The 15,765-nt window shown below is 63.4% G+C and carries 15 protein-coding genes; 7 read left to right on the top strand and 8 right to left on the bottom strand.

Features of this window, described 5'->3' with window-relative positions; translation table 11 throughout:
* Positions 1-58 precede the first annotated feature (58 nt).
* The 3 genes from AC0L2F_RS15790 (at position 59) to uvrA (ending at position 4,995) form a co-directional block, all read left to right on the top strand.
* Positions 59-808: an outer membrane protein gene (locus tag AC0L2F_RS15790; protein WP_063996242.1), complete on the top strand. Its 750-nt coding sequence runs from the start codon at positions 59-61 to the stop codon at positions 806-808.
* 234 nt (positions 809-1,042) lie between these two features.
* On the top strand, positions 1,043-1,732 hold the full coding sequence (locus AC0L2F_RS15785; RefSeq protein WP_007610651.1) for an outer membrane protein: 690 nt from the start codon (positions 1,043-1,045) through the stop codon (positions 1,730-1,732).
* A gap of 281 nt (positions 1,733-2,013) precedes the next feature.
* Complete coding sequence (gene uvrA, locus AC0L2F_RS15780) at positions 2,014-4,995, top strand: excinuclease ABC subunit UvrA (protein ID WP_473248971.1); 2,982 nt, start codon at positions 2,014-2,016, stop codon at positions 4,993-4,995.
* Positions 4,996-5,008: 13 nt separating this feature from the next.
* On the opposite strand, the gene AC0L2F_RS15775 is transcribed toward uvrA, so the two are convergent.
* The 3 genes from AC0L2F_RS15775 to AC0L2F_RS15765 form a co-directional block, all read right to left on the bottom strand.
* Positions 5,009-5,293: a barstar family protein gene (locus tag AC0L2F_RS15775; protein WP_245313557.1), complete on the bottom strand. Its 285-nt coding sequence runs from the start codon at positions 5,291-5,293 to the stop codon at positions 5,009-5,011.
* Between the two features lie 100 nt (positions 5,294-5,393).
* The gene (locus AC0L2F_RS15770) at positions 5,394-5,729 is read right to left on the bottom strand and encodes a DUF5615 family PIN-like protein (RefSeq protein WP_473248970.1); all 336 of its coding nucleotides are present in this window, start codon (positions 5,727-5,729) and stop codon (positions 5,394-5,396) included.
* Between the two features lies 1 nt (position 5,730).
* Positions 5,731-5,958 carry a DUF433 domain-containing protein gene (locus tag AC0L2F_RS15765; protein ID WP_063996238.1) on the bottom strand — a complete coding sequence of 76 codons (228 nt, stop codon included), beginning with the start codon at positions 5,956-5,958 and terminating at the stop codon, positions 5,731-5,733.
* A 97-nt stretch (positions 5,959-6,055) separates the two neighbouring features.
* Here AC0L2F_RS15765 and AC0L2F_RS15760 point away from each other — a divergent pair, with 97 nt between their 5' ends.
* Positions 6,056-6,730 carry an HAD-IA family hydrolase gene (locus AC0L2F_RS15760; RefSeq protein WP_473248969.1) on the top strand — a complete coding sequence of 225 codons (675 nt, stop codon included), beginning with the start codon at positions 6,056-6,058 and terminating at the stop codon, positions 6,728-6,730.
* 48 nt (positions 6,731-6,778) lie between these two features.
* Here the strand turns inward: AC0L2F_RS15760 and AC0L2F_RS15755 are convergent, their stop codons facing one another.
* On the bottom strand, positions 6,779-7,732 hold the full coding sequence (locus tag AC0L2F_RS15755; RefSeq protein WP_473248968.1) for a YVTN family beta-propeller repeat protein: 954 nt from the start codon (positions 7,730-7,732) through the stop codon (positions 6,779-6,781).
* A gap of 2 nt (positions 7,733-7,734) precedes the next feature.
* Positions 7,735-8,316: an SRPBCC family protein gene (locus AC0L2F_RS15750; RefSeq protein ID WP_063996235.1), complete on the bottom strand. Its 582-nt coding sequence runs from the start codon at positions 8,314-8,316 to the stop codon at positions 7,735-7,737.
* Positions 8,317-9,472: 1,156 nt separating this feature from the next.
* Between AC0L2F_RS15750 and AC0L2F_RS15745 the strand changes: the two genes are divergently transcribed.
* Positions 9,473-11,545 carry a DUF1217 domain-containing protein gene (locus AC0L2F_RS15745; RefSeq protein ID WP_473248967.1) on the top strand — a complete coding sequence of 691 codons (2,073 nt, stop codon included), beginning with the start codon at positions 9,473-9,475 and terminating at the stop codon, positions 11,543-11,545.
* Between the two features lie 16 nt (positions 11,546-11,561).
* Here the strand turns inward: AC0L2F_RS15745 and AC0L2F_RS15740 are convergent, their stop codons facing one another.
* From AC0L2F_RS15740 to AC0L2F_RS15730, 3 genes are all read right to left on the bottom strand, one after another.
* A complete protein-coding gene (locus AC0L2F_RS15740; RefSeq protein ID WP_007610662.1) occupies positions 11,562-12,422 on the bottom strand; it encodes a PCC domain-containing protein in 861 nt (286 codons plus the stop codon).
* Positions 12,423-12,431: 9 nt separating this feature from the next.
* Positions 12,432-14,039, bottom strand: coding sequence for an acyl-CoA synthetase (locus AC0L2F_RS15735; protein WP_473248966.1), 1,608 nt, complete (start codon positions 14,037-14,039; stop codon positions 12,432-12,434).
* A gap of 105 nt (positions 14,040-14,144) precedes the next feature.
* Positions 14,145-14,642, bottom strand: a complete 498-nt coding sequence (locus AC0L2F_RS15730) for a hypothetical protein (protein ID WP_473248965.1) — start codon at positions 14,640-14,642, stop codon at positions 14,145-14,147.
* A 94-nt stretch (positions 14,643-14,736) separates the two neighbouring features.
* On the opposite strand from AC0L2F_RS15730, the gene AC0L2F_RS15725 reads away from it, so the two are divergent.
* Both AC0L2F_RS15725 and AC0L2F_RS15720 read left to right on the top strand, forming a co-directional pair.
* Positions 14,737-15,093: a hypothetical protein gene (locus tag AC0L2F_RS15725; protein WP_473248964.1), complete on the top strand. Its 357-nt coding sequence runs from the start codon at positions 14,737-14,739 to the stop codon at positions 15,091-15,093.
* 384 nt (positions 15,094-15,477) lie between these two features.
* Entirely contained in the window at positions 15,478-15,753 is a 276-nt protein-coding gene (locus tag AC0L2F_RS15720) for a GNAT family N-acetyltransferase (RefSeq protein ID WP_473248963.1), read from the top strand.
* The last annotated feature ends 12 nt before the right edge of the window (positions 15,754-15,765 follow it).

The raw sequence follows: 15,765 nt of genomic DNA, 5'->3' as shown, positions 1-15,765 counted from the left end.
GCGCCTGATCAGCCGCTTCGGGGACATTAAGAGGCGGACGAACCTGGGGAGACTGGCAATGAATAGGCTTCTTATTGGTGCAATCGGTGCAGTGGCGATGGGCCTGTCGGCTCCGGCCAGTGCGGCGGACATGGCCGCGCGTCCTTACACGAAGGCGCCAATGGCCGCGCCCGCACCGATCTATACCTGGACCGGCTTCTACGCCGGTGTGCAGGGAGGCGGCGGCTGGGGTCGTAGCGACGAGACCTTCTTCGACGGTCCGAACACAGCGATCTTCGCGGGCAGCCAGAGGTATGACACGAGCGGCGGCTTCGTCGGCGGGGTGTTCGGCTACAATTGGCAGTCCGGTCCGGCCGTGTTCGGCATCGAAGGCGATTATCACTGGGCCGACATCAGCGGCCGTTCGGCCGAGATTAATGCCGGCCTCGGCGACACCTACTTCACGAAGATTCGTGGCTTCGGCGACATCAAGGGCCGTCTCGGCTACTCGACCGGCCCCGCGCTCTGGTTCGTCAGCGGCGGTGCCGCGGTCGGTGACATCCAGCACCGCTACGACGGCATTCCCGGAAACGTCTTCGTCCAGAACGACTGGCGCTGGGGCTGGACCGTCGGTGCAGGCGCTGAATACATGTTCGCTCCGAACTGGTCAGCCAAGGTCGAGTATAACTACATCGATTTCGGCAGGAGCACGATCCAATACTCTCCAGTGGTCACCAACCGCTCCGAATGGACCGACACCGTTCACACCATCAAGGTGGGCGTGAACTATCACTTCAACTGGGGCGGCTCGGTCGTCGCGAAGTACTGATATCCCTCTGATATCCTTGAGATCAAAGGCCGGCCCTGTGCCGGCCTTTTTTGCTGTGCTTCCCAGCTCGGAATAGTCAGTCAACAACTATTACGTTTCACACATGGTGTGACTTTTGAGTGACACAACTTGCGGCTTCACCGGTGTATGGAGACATCAGTTGGACCACCGCGTCCGATGCCCTTCTCGATCGTGGAAGGCACAATCAGAAACTGGGACTGGGATTAGTTGAAAATGAAAAAGGTTTGGTTGGCTTCGGCCTGTTTGTTCGCTCTCGCTGCCCCGGCCTCGGCCGCTGATCTCGCGGCGCGCCCCTACACCAAGGCGCCGGTGGCCATGGCTTCGGTCTACAACTGGACCGGCTTCTACCTCGGTATCGTCGGTGGTGGCGCTTGGGAAAATTCCTCGACCGACCCGAAGATGAAGGGCGGCTTCGTCGGCGGCACCGCCGGCTATAACTGGCAGACCGGCAACGTCGTGTTCGGCGTCGAGGCCGATGGCGCCTGGGCAGACGTCAGCGCTTCGGCCGCTGGTACGGTTTTCGTTGCGGGCGTCGGTGGCATCCCCGCCTCGCTGAGCTCCAAGACTGACGCGATGGGCACCGTGCGCGGCCGCATCGGCTGGGCCGTCAACAACGTGCTGTTCTACGGCACCGGTGGTTACGCCTGGATCGACAACAAGCTCACCGCCACCCTGGGCGGTCTCTCGGTCTCCGACAGCAAGTTCCACTCGGGCTGGACCGTCGGCGCGGGCGTCGAGGCGTTCTTCGCTCCGCAGTGGTCGGTCAAGGGCGAATACCTCTATCGCAGCCTCGGCGGCGAGACCTACTTCGGAGGCGCCATTCCGACCGGAACGCTCAACCTCCACACCGTGCAGGTCGGCGTGAACTATCACTTCGGGGGCCCGGTGGTCGCGAAGTACTGAGTTCAGTACCTAGCTCCAACGCATCCGCGTTACGAAAGGCCGGCCTTGCGCCGGCCTTTTTGTTTGACGGGCACGTCGCCGCGAGGTTCCGAGCCCTGCTCCTGCCAGATGCCGCCAGCGCGCCAACAATCCGTTGACGATTCGCAAACGCCACTGGAAATCCGCCCCCGTTCTTCCTACGTTCGCTCACATACCCATCGGCGCCGATCCCGGTTCCGGGCGAAGCGCGCCTGTTTCGTTGGCGCGATCGCGCGCTTTTGGATTCCTTGAGGACCACCAGGATGGATGAAGTGATCAAGGCGAAGCGCCAACAACAGAACGCGGGAGCACACCTGCGCGCAATTACGATCCGTGGCGCGCGCGAGCACAACCTCAAGAACGTCGACGTCGAGATTCCCCGCGACAAGCTGGTGGTGTTCACGGGGCTGTCAGGCTCCGGCAAATCCTCGCTCGCGTTCGACACCATCTACGCCGAGGGCCAGCGGCGCTACGTCGAATCGCTGTCGGCCTATGCCCGCCAGTTCCTGGAGATGATGCAGAAGCCTGATGTCGACCAGATCGACGGCCTGTCGCCGGCAATCTCGATCGAGCAGAAGACGACGTCGAAGAACCCGCGCTCCACCGTCGGCACCGTCACCGAAATCTACGACTATATGCGCCTGCTGTGGGCGCGTGTCGGCGTGCCCTATTCGCCCGCCACCGGCCTGCCGATCGAGAGCCAGACCGTCTCGCAGATGGTCGACCGCGTGCTGGCGCTCCCCGAGGGCTCGCGGCTCTATCTGCTCGCGCCGGTCGTGCGCGGCCGCAAGGGCGAGTACCGCAAGGAGCTCGCCGAATGGCTCAAGAAAGGCTTCCAGCGCGTCAAGATCGACGGCGCCTTCCACGAGCTCGCCGAAGCGCCGACGCTAGACAAGAAATTCCCGCACGACATCGACGTCGTCGTCGACCGCATCGTGGTGCGCCCCGACATCGGCCAGCGCCTCGCCGAAAGCTTCGAGACCGCGCTGAAGCTCGCCGAGGGTCTTGCCGTCATCGAATTCGCCGATGCGCCGGCTGCAGCAGCCCCCGCGGAAGAGAAAAAGAAGACCGCAAAGATCCACGACAAGAGCGGACCCGAGCGCATGCTGTTCTCGGAAAAGTTCGCCTGCCCGGTGTCCGGTTTCACCATCCCCGAGATCGAGCCCCGGCTGTTCTCGTTCAACAATCCCTATGGCGCCTGCCCGGCCTGCGGCGGCCTCGGCGTCGAGCAGCATGTCGACGAAGACCTCGTCATCCCCGACAAGGAGCTCGCCATCGGCAAGGGCGCGATCGCGCCCTGGGCCAAGTCCTCGTCGCCCTATTACATCCAGACGCTGACTGCGCTCGGCAAGCACTACAAGTTCACGCTGACCACCAAATGGAAGGATCTGCCCAAGAAGACGCAGAACGCGATCCTGCATGGCTCCGGCGAGGACGAGATCAAGTTCTCCTACGAGGACGGCGTCCGCTCCTACGACACCAAGAAGCCGTTCGAGGGCGTCATCACCAACATCAACCGCCGCTATCGCGAGACCGAGAGCGAGTGGGCGCGCGAGGAGCTGGCGAAGTACTTCCACGACGTGCCCTGCGAGGCGTGCCACGGCTTTCGGCTGAAGCCCGAGGCGCTCTGCGTCAAGATCGGCGGCAAGCATATCGGCGACATCTCCGAAATGTCGGTGAAGGGCGCCGGCGCGTGGTTCGAGACCGTGCCGGAGGCGCTGAACACCCAGCAGAACGAGATCGCCGGCCGCATCCTCAAGGAGATCCGCGAGCGCCTCACCTTCCTGCTCGACGTCGGCCTCAACTATCTCACGCTGTCCCGCTCCTCCGGCACGCTGTCCGGCGGCGAGAGCCAGCGCATCCGCCTGGCCTCGCAGATCGGCTCGGGGCTAACAGGCGTGCTCTACGTGCTGGACGAGCCCTCGATCGGACTGCACCAGCGCGACAACGCACGCCTGCTCGATACGCTGAAGCGCCTGCGCGACCTCGGCAACACCGTGATTGTAGTCGAGCATGACGAGGACGCGATCCTGCTCGCCGACCACGTCCTCGACATCGGGCCTGGCGCCGGCATGCATGGCGGCAACATCATCGCCGAAGGCACGCCCGCCGAGATCATGCGCAACACCAACTCGCTGACCGGCAAATATCTCACCGGCGAGCTCGAGGTCGAGGTGCCGGAGCGGCGTCCGCCAAACCATCGCCGCACCATCAAGGTGGTCAACGCGCGCGGCAACAATCTCAAGAACGTCACGGCCGAAATCCCGCTCGGCCTGTTCACCTGCGTCACCGGCGTCTCCGGCGGCGGCAAGTCAACGCTGCTGATCGACACGCTGTACAAGGCGATCGCCCGCAAGCTGAACAACGCCAGCGAGGGCGCCGCGCCGCACGACCGCATCGAGGGTCTCGAGCACATCGACAAGATTATCGACATCGACCAGTCGCCGATCGGCCGCACGCCACGTTCGAACCCCGCAACCTATACCGGCGCCTTCACGCCGATCCGCGAATGGTTCGCCGGCCTGCCCGAGTCCAAAGCGCGCGGCTACGAGCCCGGCCGCTTCTCCTTCAACGTCAAGGGCGGCCGCTGCGAGGCCTGCCAGGGCGACGGCGTCATCAAGATCGAGATGCACTTTCTACCCGACGTCTACGTCACCTGCGACGTCTGCAAGGGCAAGCGCTACAACCGCGAGACGCTGGAGGTGCTGTTCAAGGGCAAGAGCATCGCCGACGTGCTCGACATGACCGTCGAGGAAGCCGCCGAGTTCTTCAAGGCGGTCCCGCGCGTGCGCGAGACCTTCCAGACGCTGCACCGCGTCGGCCTCGACTACATCCATGTCGGCCAGCAGGCGACGACCCTGTCCGGCGGCGAAGCCCAGCGCGTCAAGCTCGCCAAGGAGCTGTCAAAGCGCGCCACCGGCCGCACGCTCTACATCCTGGACGAGCCGACCACCGGCCTGCATTTCCACGACGTCAAGAAGCTCCTGGAGGTGCTGCACGAGCTGGTCGCGCAGGGCAACACGGTCGTCGTCATCGAGCACAATCTCGAAGTCATCAAGACCGCCGACTGGGTCATCGACCTCGGCCCCGAAGGCGGCGACGGCGGCGGCGAGATCGTCGCCTGGGGCCCGCCTGAGGACATCGCGAAAGCGCCGAGGAGCTATACGGGCAAGTTCCTGGCGCCGGTGTTGGCGAAGGCACGGAAGCCGAAGCGGAGGAGGACGGCGAGCGAGGCGGCGGAGTAGCGGCGCCTCGTTCCTACAGTCGAAGAAGCCACGATATCTGGCCGTGAAAATCAGCTGGGAATACCACGTGGAGTGGACGATCCGACCTCGACGTTTCGTGGGTCGCGTCAGCGAGTATCGCTAGATAGATCCTCGCATTCGCGATGTCTCGAACAAGTGGCACGTCTGCGCGCTCCAGAATGACCGGTCCCGTAGGTAACCAAGAGAGATCGCGCAGGCACTCCTCAAGAGCATCCCAATTCTCACCGAAATAGTCAGGACAACCAAGCTGCTTTGCAAGCAAGCCAAGAAGGATCATCTTGTGAGAGATGTCTGCCGGAAGGCAGACGCGGACAGCGGCATTAGTCGATAAATCCTCCCGACGGAATAGGAAGGGTGGTTCGAGCCCGCTTACCACGCTAACCACCGACAAATTCGATAACGGCCTCCCCCCGCGCAACCGCTTCGCTGATTTGCGGCATGGCGCTCAAGATCTGACGGATCAGGGCACGATTGTCGATGTTGCCAACCCGGACCCACAGCACGATCGGCCCCTGTTTCTTTCCGGCGCGAAGGAGGGAGAAATCGCGGTCCTTGGTAACGAGAACGGCCGATCGAGAAACGGCTTCGCTCCAGATCATCCCGTCGGTCGCGTTTGCCATCCCGAACTCGGCCACATGAGCGGCATCGTACCCAGCGCGACGCATGGCCACCGAAAGTGCCGGAGGAAGCTGAGCGTCAATTAGGTAAAGCAAGCTACTTGGCCGCTATGACCGGGTGATCTACCTGACGGGCAGCATAGGCGAGCACTGCGTCGATATCGGCCGCTTCGAGATACGGATAGTCCTCAAGGATGCTCTCGCGCGACTGTCCGGCGGACAGCAGCCCCAGGACGTCAGCGACAGTTATGCGCAGATTGCGAATGCACGGGCGTCCATGCATGCGCTGCGGATCAACCGTAATCCTTGCCAGTAGCTCCGACATCTGTCACCTCTACACAGATCAATATAGCATTTGTCATAACATCTGTCAGCGGGTCGCAGGCCGCTCAATTCTCGACCCTCCGGCACTTTCCTCGCCCATGCCCTACTCCCTCGCCATCTTCGATCTCGACGGCACGCTGGCCAACAGCTTTCCGTGGTTCCTGCGCACCATCAACGACGTCGCCGATCGCTTCGGCTTTCGCCGTGTTGCGGATGAGGATGTCGAGGGGCTGCGGCACGCTTCGTCGCGCGAGATTCTTAGCCGGCTCGAGGTGCCCCTGTGGAAGCTGCCGGCGATCGCGCGGCATGCGCGGCGGCTGAAGGCGGAGGCTGCAGCCGAGATTTCGCTGTTTGCGGGCGTCGAGGCGATGCTGCGGACGCTGGCGGAGAACGGCGTGCAGCTCGCGCTCGTGACCTCGGACAGCGAAGCCAATGCGCGCGAGAAGCTCGGCGATTGCGCGGCGCTGTTCGCCCATTTCGATTGCGCGGCATCGCTGTTCGGCAAGCCGTCGAAATTTCGCCGCGTCATGCGGCGCGCCGGCGTGGCGCCTGGCAAGGTGATCTCGATCGGCGACGAGGTCCGCGACATCGAGGCGGCGCGAGCTGTCGGCATTGCCTGCGGCGCGGTCGGCTGGGGTTATGCGGCGCCGGCGGCGCTGCGGGCGCTGGCACCGGATCACATGTTTGAGCGGATGGATGAGATTGTGTGGACGCTGTGCCCCGGTGCAGTAGCCCGGATGAGCGAAGCGACATCCGGGAACGCCGGTGGATGAGGAGAGCCCTGTCCCGCATGTCGCTCCGCTCATGCGGGCTACACGCCCCTACTCGGTCTTCCGCAAGAACGCCCCAAACGCGCGCGGGCCGTCGCCGGTCTTGACCTCACCGATCACCTTCATCTCGACCGCGTCGATGATGTCGAGCGTGTTGCTTTCCCAACAGGCGACGATGACGCGCTTGCCGTCGGCGGTCGCGGCGATGCCTTCGGGATAATCGCCGACATTGATGCGCTTGATCGGCTTCAAGGTCGCCAGATCGAACACGCTGACAGTGCCGCCATATTGATCGGTGACGAAGCCGCGTCCCAAGGTCAGCGCCACCGCATAAGGGCGCATCCCGACCGGCACGCGGCCGATCTCGTTACCCGCGGCGATATCGATCACGGAGACGTCGTTAGAGCCGACATTGGCGGTGTAGGCGCGCTTGCCCTCGGCATCGACGGTGACACCGAACGGACGCGTGCCGACCTTGATGGTCGCCCCCCGCTGGCGCGTCGCGGTGTCGACCACCGAGACGCTGTCGTCGTCGCGGTCGGCCGAGAGCAGCAGCTTGCCATCCGGCGTCACCGCCAGACCTGACGGCGAGGCGCCGACCGCGATGCTGGCCGTGACGCTGCGCGAGGCCGTATCGATCACCCGCACAGCCGCGGCATACCAGTCGGCGACATAGACGGTGCGGCCATCCGGCGCGACCGCGATGCCGAGTGGCCCGCCGCCGACCTCGATCCGCCCGATAACCTGCCGCGTCGCTGCGTCCACCACAGTCACGGCCTTGGCATCCGGGCTCGTCACATAGGCAAAACGCCCGTCCGCGCTGACGGCGATGCCGGCCGGCTTGCCGCCGATCGGGATCGTCGCAACGCTGCGCGCCGTGGCGAGGTCCACGATCATCAGATCGTCGCTGAGCTGGTTGGTGACGAACGCCTCTTCGGCGGACGTATGCGCGACGCCGACCAGGCAAAGGCTGGCGGCGAGCGCCGCCAGGACGAGCGTCCGCACCGTCAGCTTCCGCTCTCAATCTTCTTCTTCAAAGACTCGAGGCCGGCCTTGTAGAGCCCGCTCACCGCAGTCTTGGCAGCCTCGTCACTCAGCTCCGGCGGCGGGTCGTTGTTGGGAAAGCCGCGGTAGAACGCGCCGGCCCATTCCAGCGTCGAGCCCTTGCCGTCGGCACTCGGCGTCACGGTCAGGGTCGAGGAGTAATTGGTCACCGGCAGCACCTTCACGTCCACATTGGTGATCCGGTAGGAATAGCTCATGGCGGCGGCGTCGAACTTGTAGAGCTCCTCGTCAACGGTAGCCCCTCCCGTCAGCGTCAGCTTCCGCGTCGCGCCGATCTCGTTGCCCTTCTCGCCCTCGGTCTTGGTAACCGGCGGCAGCCAGCTCATGTCCTGGAAATTGCCGATTGCGGCCCACACCTTTGCCGGGGCGGCGTTGATCTCGATGGATTCGCGCACCTTCTGCCGGGTCGGCCCGTGAGCCCAAGCAGATGTCGAAGCCGGGCCAAACGCCGCCGTCAAAGCCGCCGCGCCCGCGGCAGTCAGCACCGCGGCCAGGACCGTGCGCCGTCCAATCGTCACCCTCATCTCGTTTCCTCATGCGTCTCGTTGATCATGCGCGACTTGAAGCGCGCTGGGATCATGGTAGCGCATTTTGCGGCCGCGGGGAGACCCGTTCGTGGCCGCGTTGCGGCGAGCGTCCGCGCGGCCCACAACCCCTTGCCGCCCGGCGGGCAAAACACCCAATAAGAGGGTCAATCACGGCACGCAGAAATATTTCTCTTTATCCGTATTTCGGTTTATCGTATAGAAGGCCATCCCAACCCGGCCGAGGGGCGGATCGCGATCGTCACGAACGCGGGATGGGACGTGGTGGGCGCAGGCGGCGTCGGCGCGAAGGGCTTTGCAGGGCGGGAAACCGTGAGCGAAGGCGTCGCGCACACGACCGGCGCAGCCTGCGTACGGCAAAATCGTGTGGTCCTGGCGCCCGGGGTCTGTGCGCCAAGTGTTGCGGTGATGTGGCGGCCCGACCGGGTTCGCGCATCAGCCATCCGCAAGGCGACGGGGGCAATAGTGCATCGCTCCCCGGGGAGATCACGACATAAGCCGTAAAACCACTGCGCAGGGAAGGCCGTGTGTTGGGCTTCACCTGTATGCCGCTGTGCAGCCTCTTGTAGCGCAACCTTCGCACAGTGGACCGTGGGTGCCAGCCAGCACCCGGCCTTCCCTGCGCCCTCGGCATTTTGGGGGCGATGGCTGCAGCGAAACTCGGGCCGCGCAGGCCGCGAGAATGCGAAACTGCGCGAACTCCGTGGCTTGAAATATGAAGATCGATTTTGCGCGCGTGCCCCGGACGCGGCGCAGCGCCCTTGCGGTGCGCCGCAGAGCCGGGGCCCACGCAGCGGCAAATGCACGGCTTCTGGATCCCGGCTCTACGCCGCAACGCTTACGCGTTGCAGCTTCTCCGGGGCACGAGCGTGGAACTCTATCTGGCGCGCTGGCGACAGCAACATGCCAAGTACGAAAGCCTCGCGAAAGCTGCATCTGGGAAACAGCTAGAAACAAACGGCAACAAAACTGCGTATCCGTCACTTGGACGCAAATTGTAACCTGAGAATGTGAACCAGAATCGTCCTGGGAAGACGCAGCTGAGACAGTTTCCTGGCATGAAGCCAGCCCCCACCTCGCGACCCCGCAATGATTGACGGACGTCCGGGACCGCAAGAGCCGCGAGGAGTGCGCGATGGTATCAACGTATTTCAGTTACAGCTACATCACGCGCAATCTCAAGCAGTCCCTGACGCGGGTTGAACAGCAACAGGACGTGGCGCGAGAGGCCGCCTATTACAAAGCCCACATCGGCAAGGTGAAGTCCGTCGACGACTTCATGAAAGACTATCGCCTTTATCATTATGCGACGAAGGCATATGGCCTCGAAGACATGGCCTACGCCAAGGCCTTCATGAAAAAGGTGCTGGAGAGCGACCTCTCCGACGCAAACAGCTTCGTCAACAAGCTGGTCGACAAGCGTTACCGCGAGTTCGCCGCGGCATTTTCCTTCAATGGCAGTGCAACGCCGGTTGCGCAATCGGAGAACCAGACCGACGAGATGATCGGTCTGTACACGGCGACCAGGAAAAACCAGGTCGATGCACTTGCCAGCGACTCCAATTACTACAGCGCCGAAATCGGCAACATCAGCAGTGCAGACCAGCTCCTGAACAACGACCGTCTTCGCAACTATGTTTATTCGGCGTACGGGATCGATCAAAGCAAGTGGTCGCGTGACACGATAAGCCAGGTCTTGCGCAGCGATCCATCCGATCCAAACAGCTACGTCAACACCACTTTTGCGTCTCAGCTGACTGGCCTCAACACCCAGCTTGCTCAAGCCCAATCAGATGTCAGCGCCGCCAAATTGAATATCGCCAATTACACCGCCCAACTCTCGCAACCGGGCGCGAACGTCACCCAGTTGAACGTCCAGATCCTGGTCGAAAAGCATCATTTGGAGTCATATGCGAGCAGCATTTCCAGCCTCAGCGACCAGATAGGGACGATTGGCGGGTTCGTCGACCTGGCCGGTGCGTTCGAGTTTTCCTCCGACGGGTCGCTTCCGTCAGGTGTGTCGGCGCAGACTGCTGCAAATGTCACGATCACGAAACAGAAGTTCGACGACAGCAAGTCCGACGTCTATTCGGCGGCAAGCCCGTTGAACGAAGCCTTTGCAATCAGGCAATTCAGAACTGCCATCCTCAAGATCAATTCAGTCGAGGCGTTCGTATCGACACCAGGCGTATATGATTTTGCGCTGGGAGCCGTCGGCCTCGATCCCGCAAACGTGTCGCCGGCGACTGTGAGGGCCGTGCTCGAAAGCGACATCAACGACCCCAAGAGCTACGTCTATACCCTCAAGGACAATCGATATTTGGGACTGGCCCGCGCCTTCAACTTCGACGCAAAGGGCAATCTGACGACCCCCTTGGTGGCCCAGGACTCGGCTGAAGTCCTCCAGATCGCGAAGGACTACGTCATTGGGGCGGTGAAGAGCGCCAGCACGGCAACGCCCCAACAGCAGGCCGCGGTTCGGGCCCAGGCCACGAAGGATGCGTCGGAATATCAGCAGGCCATCGCCGGCATCGACAGTGTTTCCGATCTTCTCGCAAACAGGCCGATGGTCGATTTCATTCTCCTGGCCAAGGGTCTGGATCCCAGGAGGGTCAGCACCGATTTTCTCAAGAAGATCTTCAGCTCCGATCTGAACGATCCAAAGAGCTTCGCGAACACCGAGAGCGATCCTCGCTTTGCCGAAATCGTGGCGTCGTTCAATTTCGACAGCAAAGGCAACGTCGCGCGTCTTCCGATGATGGGTCCGCAGAAGCGGGATCAGTTCCGGGAAACACAGGCGAACTATGTCGAGCAAAGCCTGGAGCAGCAGCAAGGGGATGCCAATCCCGGCGTGCGCCTGGCGCTCTATTTCCAGCGAAAGGCGGGGGACATCACGTCCGCGTACGACATCTTGGCCGACAAGGCTCTTTCGGAGGTGTTCAGGACCACCTTCGATCTGCCTGACTCGATGGCGGCGATGCCGATCGATCAGCAGGCCAAGTTCGTGGACAGGTTCATGAAGATCAAGGATCTGTCCGATCCCGCGAAGGTTACGAAGCTGCTGAACCGTTTCTCCGCCATGTATGACATCAGAAACAGCCAGAGCACCGGCCAGGGCCAATCCCCCCTGCTCAATCTGTTTCAGGGATCGAGTTCGGGGATCAGTGACTCCACATACTTGGCCATCGCCAGGCTACGCGCCCACTGATGATCGCTCGCCGGGGCTAGCCCAACACCTCGAGCACCAGCTCCATGGTCATCAGCACGGGATTGTCGCCACGGATCAGACGGCCCTCCGCCATGCCGCCGGTGTAGTCGATCAGCGCGACGTCGAGTGCGGCTTCGAGCGCGCCGGAGGAGCCGGCCGCAATCGTGCCGGCTGTCACCGCAAGCTCGGTCGCGAAGGGCTCGGTCACCCCGCCATGGGTAAATCGGGCGCCGATGGTCGAACCAACACCGCCATGGATCCTGGCGCGCGCGATGCCTTGCGCGCGGCAGAAGTCTTCGAGACAGAGGGCGAAATCCTGATTGGGGCGCAGCCGCAGCGCGAAAGCGCGGCTGGTCGTGCGTGCGCCGGTGCGCGCAGCCGCCACGGGCCCGAACAGCTTGAAATTGGTCTCGGGATCGGGCTCTGCGCTGAACATCGCACCATCGAGACCGAAGGCCTCGACCTCGAACGGCTCGGCGACGTCAGTCTCGTCCGGCAGCATGTGGCCGCCACCGGCGCGGCCATCGGCCTCCGTCCACAGCCCATGGCAATGAAAGAACGGCGCGCCATCGCGCATGCCCAGCGTCATGCTGGCGAGCCTGGTGCGCGTCACGCCGCCCGGTCGGAATGTGTCGCTGTAGAACGCGGCGTTCTCGCTGGTCTTCGACAGCGCCGGCATGACATACCCGAACGGCCCGAGCGCGCCGCGCCCGAAGTTGAGCACACCGCCGGCCAATCCCTCCGCGGCAAAACCACGGCGTGCCGCCTCCAGCAGCGGCAGACCTGCTTGAAGCGTGAAAGAGAAAGCGCGTCCCCTCGCCTCCACCCACTGGATGCGTTCGGCGACCGGCACGCCAGGCTGCTTGATGCTGCGCATGACCTTTGCTCAGCCCGTCCGTGTCTTGTCGAGATCGAGCAGGCCGCGCGCCTCGAGCTCGTCGCGAACCATCCGTTTCGGAATTTTGCCGTAGCCGGATTTCGGCAAGGCCTCCCAGAAGAAGAACCGCTTCGGCATCTTGTAGCGCGGCACCTTGGGCGACAGGAATGCCGCCATCTCCGCTTCGCTCACCGGCTTCGCGCCTTCGCGGACGACGCAGACGGCAACGCCGACCTCGCCCCAGGTCGCATCGGGCACGCCGAGCACCGCAACCTCGCCGACGCAGGGATGGGTCAGGATCTTCTCCTCGATCTCGCGCGGATAGATATTGGAGCCGCCGGAGATGTACATGTCGGAGGCTCGTCCCGTGATGTAGACGAACCCCTCCTCGTCCATGTGACCGAGATCGCCGGTGCGGAACCAGCCGTTGCGGAACGCCTTCGCATTGGCTTCGGGATTGTCGTAGTAGCCGGCAAGCACCGCGGGGCCGATCACGCAGATCTCGCCGCTCTGGTTGGCGCCGAGTTCACGGCCGTCGTCGTCCTGGATCGAGACCTGCATGCCGGTACGCTCGAAGCCACAGGTGCCGATCTTCGCGTGCGGCCCGTCCTCGGGATCATGCAGCGCCGCCGGCAGCACGGTGATGTTGCCGGTCACCTCGCCGAGGCCGAAATACTGCACGATGACCTTGCCGAGCTTCCTCAGCGCAGCCTTCTGGTCCTCACGATACATCGGCGCACCCGCATAGATCACCTGGCGCAGCGAGGAATGATCGTATTTGTCGGCGGCGGGATGCTCGACCATCATCTTCAGAATGGTCGGCACCACGAAGAGATTGCTGACCCGATGCGCCTCGATCAGGCGGAACGCCTCGTCGATGTCGAATTTCTCGGTCGACAGCAGCACGGTGCACACGCCGCGCGCGGTCTGCACCAGCTGATGCACGCCCGCGCCATGCGACAGCGGCGCCACCACCAGCGAGGCATCCGATTCGGTGACGCCGGGGGTGAGATCGGCGAGGTGGTTGGTGACGACAAAACCCATCTGACCGTGGGTGAGCACCGCAGCCTTGGAGCGGCCGGTGGTGCCCGACGTGAAGAAGAACCAGCAGGGATCGTCGTGCTCGACCGCGACGTTCTCGACCACGGCGCCGGCCTGCGAACCAACGGCATCGGCCACCGAGCGCTCGCCGAACGAGGCCTTGCCACCGACGCTCCAGGTGAATTCCAGCGCGCCACCGCTCACGGCCGTCGCGTGCTCGGGAAAATCGATATGGCACAGAAACGCCCTCGCCCCGGAGGCCTGCGCAAGATAAGTCACCTCGTCCGGCATCAGGCGGAAATTGGTGGGTACCCAGACCGCGCCGAGCCGGAACGCGGCGAACATCGAGAAGAACATCTCATCGCCGTTCTTGGAATGGACGAGGATGCGGTCGCCCTTCGCGATGCCGCGCGCCGCGAGGGCAGCCGCCAGCGCCGAGACCTGCGCGTCGATCTCCCGCCAGGTCCAGGACCTGTCGCCCCAGACGAAACCGGGACGCGCCCCATGCCGCCGCGCATTCTGGGTCAACATGTGAGCGAGATTCATGACGCGGCGGGACATGCGCAGGGGCTGCATCGGGCTTCCTCTTCGGCGGCGGACGGCACGCGAGCCGCCCGCTCATTGCAGCCCATTTATCGCCATCGCCCACGACCTCGCAAGACCGTCGGCCGCACGCCTGCCCTACGGCTGCCTGAATGCGAATGGTGTTGCCGCAACGGCCTTCTCCTTGACGCAGGCCTGCGCACCAAAGCCGCCGCAATAGCTGCCATGCAGATCGAAGCGGATGGTGCGCGCCGCACCCCGCTTCATTGGTTTTGGCTTGATCTCGTAGCCGCGGACACGGCCATCGAAGACGGGTTGCACGCTGCCGTCCGGCAACGTGACCAGGATGTTCATGACGCAGCCGCCGGTTCCGCAATAGGTCGTCTCGCGATCGCCACATCTGGTCTCGCTGAAATCGACGATGTAGTCGTCGCGACCGTCGCCGGTCAGATCGATCCTGCGCACCGTATCGGGCGCAAAAGTGACCGCGCCACCGCCCTGGCTCTCGCATTCCTCGTTCGCGTAGCGCACGGCCTTCTGCACGCCCGGCGGATAGTCGACAGGATTGAACGGCTTTGCGTTCTCGGCGCGCGCAGCGGTTGCGAACAGGACGAGCAGGAGGATCAGATATCGCATTGGCATTGGTCGTCAGCGCAGCCGCGATCGTTCAGGGAATTTTAAACATGATCGGCGCAACCTTGGTCAGTTCTCGCGTACAGAGTGCCGCATCATGGTCAAAGCGCCCGCCCTCCTCCTGTTATCGCTGGCGCTTGCCGGATGTGCCGTGGGCCCACAAGCGCACCTCGCCTCCGATCCCGTCTTCAAGCCTGCGCGCTATGCCTGGGACGGCGCCGGCGAAAATCCCAATCACCCGCGCGCCGCTTCAGAACCAGCACGGACGGCCCGATCCGAGCGCAACAGATCGCAAGCCGGGCTTCATCCCTATTCGAAGGAATGGTGGCAGGCGCAGGATGGCATCGAGGCTGAACGGGACGCCAGGGTCAACCGTTCCCTCGTCATCTGCCAGGGCTGCCTGCACCCGCAGGCGCAGCCGGAGGATTCCAGGCTCGCCAAGGCGACCGATTGAAGCATCCGGACTATCAGGACCCGGAGGAAGTCCAGCCCCGTCGTCGCGAGAAGCGACCGAGAGCTACAACGCCCCGAGCTTCCGCAATCACTCCTGTGCGGTCTGCAGGCCCGGTTTCAATTCCAGCGCCTTCCTGAAATCGGCAATCGTACCCTGTTTGTCGCCGAGCCGCGCGCGTCGGCCGACGCAGCACGGATCGCCTCGCCTTAGTCGACGCGGTTCGAGCTTGATGGCCTGGTCGTATTCGGCGATTGCACGATGAGGCTGAGCGGGACACGCAGTTTCCGGATATCTCCCCTGCGGCAACCGCTCTTGGTCGCACCTTGGCAAGGACCGGTTCAGGCGCCTAGATCAGGCGCAAGCAGCATGTCGGAAGGGTTTTGCATGGCGCCATCGGTACGGGACAACAAGGACAGAAGCCGCTTCGAACTCGATGTCGGCAGCGAGATCGCCTTCGCCAATTATCGGCTGACGCCGTCGGCGGTGATCATCATCCACACCGAGACGCCGCGCGCGCTGCGCGGCCGCGGCATCGGCTCCGAGCTGGTCAAGGGCGCGCTGGAATTGATCCGCCGCGACGGCAGGAAGGTGATCGCCGGTTGCGGCTTCGTCGTCGACTATCTCGACAGGCATCCGGAAGATGCGGATCTCGTCGCCTGAATGCAAAAGGGC

The sequence above is a fragment of the Bradyrhizobium sp. Ken64 genome (assembly GCF_055807555.1).
This window is presented reverse-complemented; position numbering and strand designations above follow the sequence as displayed.

Excerpts from the sequence above, each read along its gene's own strand:
- AC0L2F_RS15790 (WP_063996242.1), top strand. The coding sequence starts at position 59 with ATGAATAGGCTTCTTATTGGTGCAATCGGTGCAGTGGCGATGGGCCTG.
- AC0L2F_RS15785 (WP_007610651.1), top strand. The coding sequence starts at position 1,043 with ATGAAAAAGGTTTGGTTGGCTTCGGCCTGTTTGTTCGCTCTCGCTGCC.
- uvrA (WP_473248971.1), top strand. The coding sequence starts at position 2,014 with ATGGATGAAGTGATCAAGGCGAAGCGCCAACAACAGAACGCGGGAGCA.
- AC0L2F_RS15775 (WP_245313557.1), bottom strand. The coding sequence starts at position 5,293 with ATGATCCTTCTTGGCTTGCTTGCAAAGCAGCTTGGTTGTCCTGACTAT.
- AC0L2F_RS15765 (WP_063996238.1), bottom strand. The coding sequence starts at position 5,958 with ATGTCGGAGCTACTGGCAAGGATTACGGTTGATCCGCAGCGCATGCAT.
- AC0L2F_RS15760 (WP_473248969.1), top strand. The coding sequence starts at position 6,056 with ATGCCCTACTCCCTCGCCATCTTCGATCTCGACGGCACGCTGGCCAAC.
- AC0L2F_RS15750 (WP_063996235.1), bottom strand. The coding sequence starts at position 8,316 with ATGAGGGTGACGATTGGACGGCGCACGGTCCTGGCCGCGGTGCTGACT.
- AC0L2F_RS15745 (WP_473248967.1), top strand. The coding sequence starts at position 9,473 with ATGGTATCAACGTATTTCAGTTACAGCTACATCACGCGCAATCTCAAG.
- AC0L2F_RS15740 (WP_007610662.1), bottom strand. The coding sequence starts at position 12,422 with ATGCGCAGCATCAAGCAGCCTGGCGTGCCGGTCGCCGAACGCATCCAG.
- AC0L2F_RS15735 (WP_473248966.1), bottom strand. The coding sequence starts at position 14,039 with ATGCAGCCCCTGCGCATGTCCCGCCGCGTCATGAATCTCGCTCACATG.
- AC0L2F_RS15730 (WP_473248965.1), bottom strand. The coding sequence starts at position 14,642 with ATGCGATATCTGATCCTCCTGCTCGTCCTGTTCGCAACCGCTGCGCGC.
- AC0L2F_RS15725 (WP_473248964.1), top strand. The coding sequence starts at position 14,737 with ATGGTCAAAGCGCCCGCCCTCCTCCTGTTATCGCTGGCGCTTGCCGGA.
- AC0L2F_RS15720 (WP_473248963.1), top strand. The coding sequence starts at position 15,478 with ATGGCGCCATCGGTACGGGACAACAAGGACAGAAGCCGCTTCGAACTC.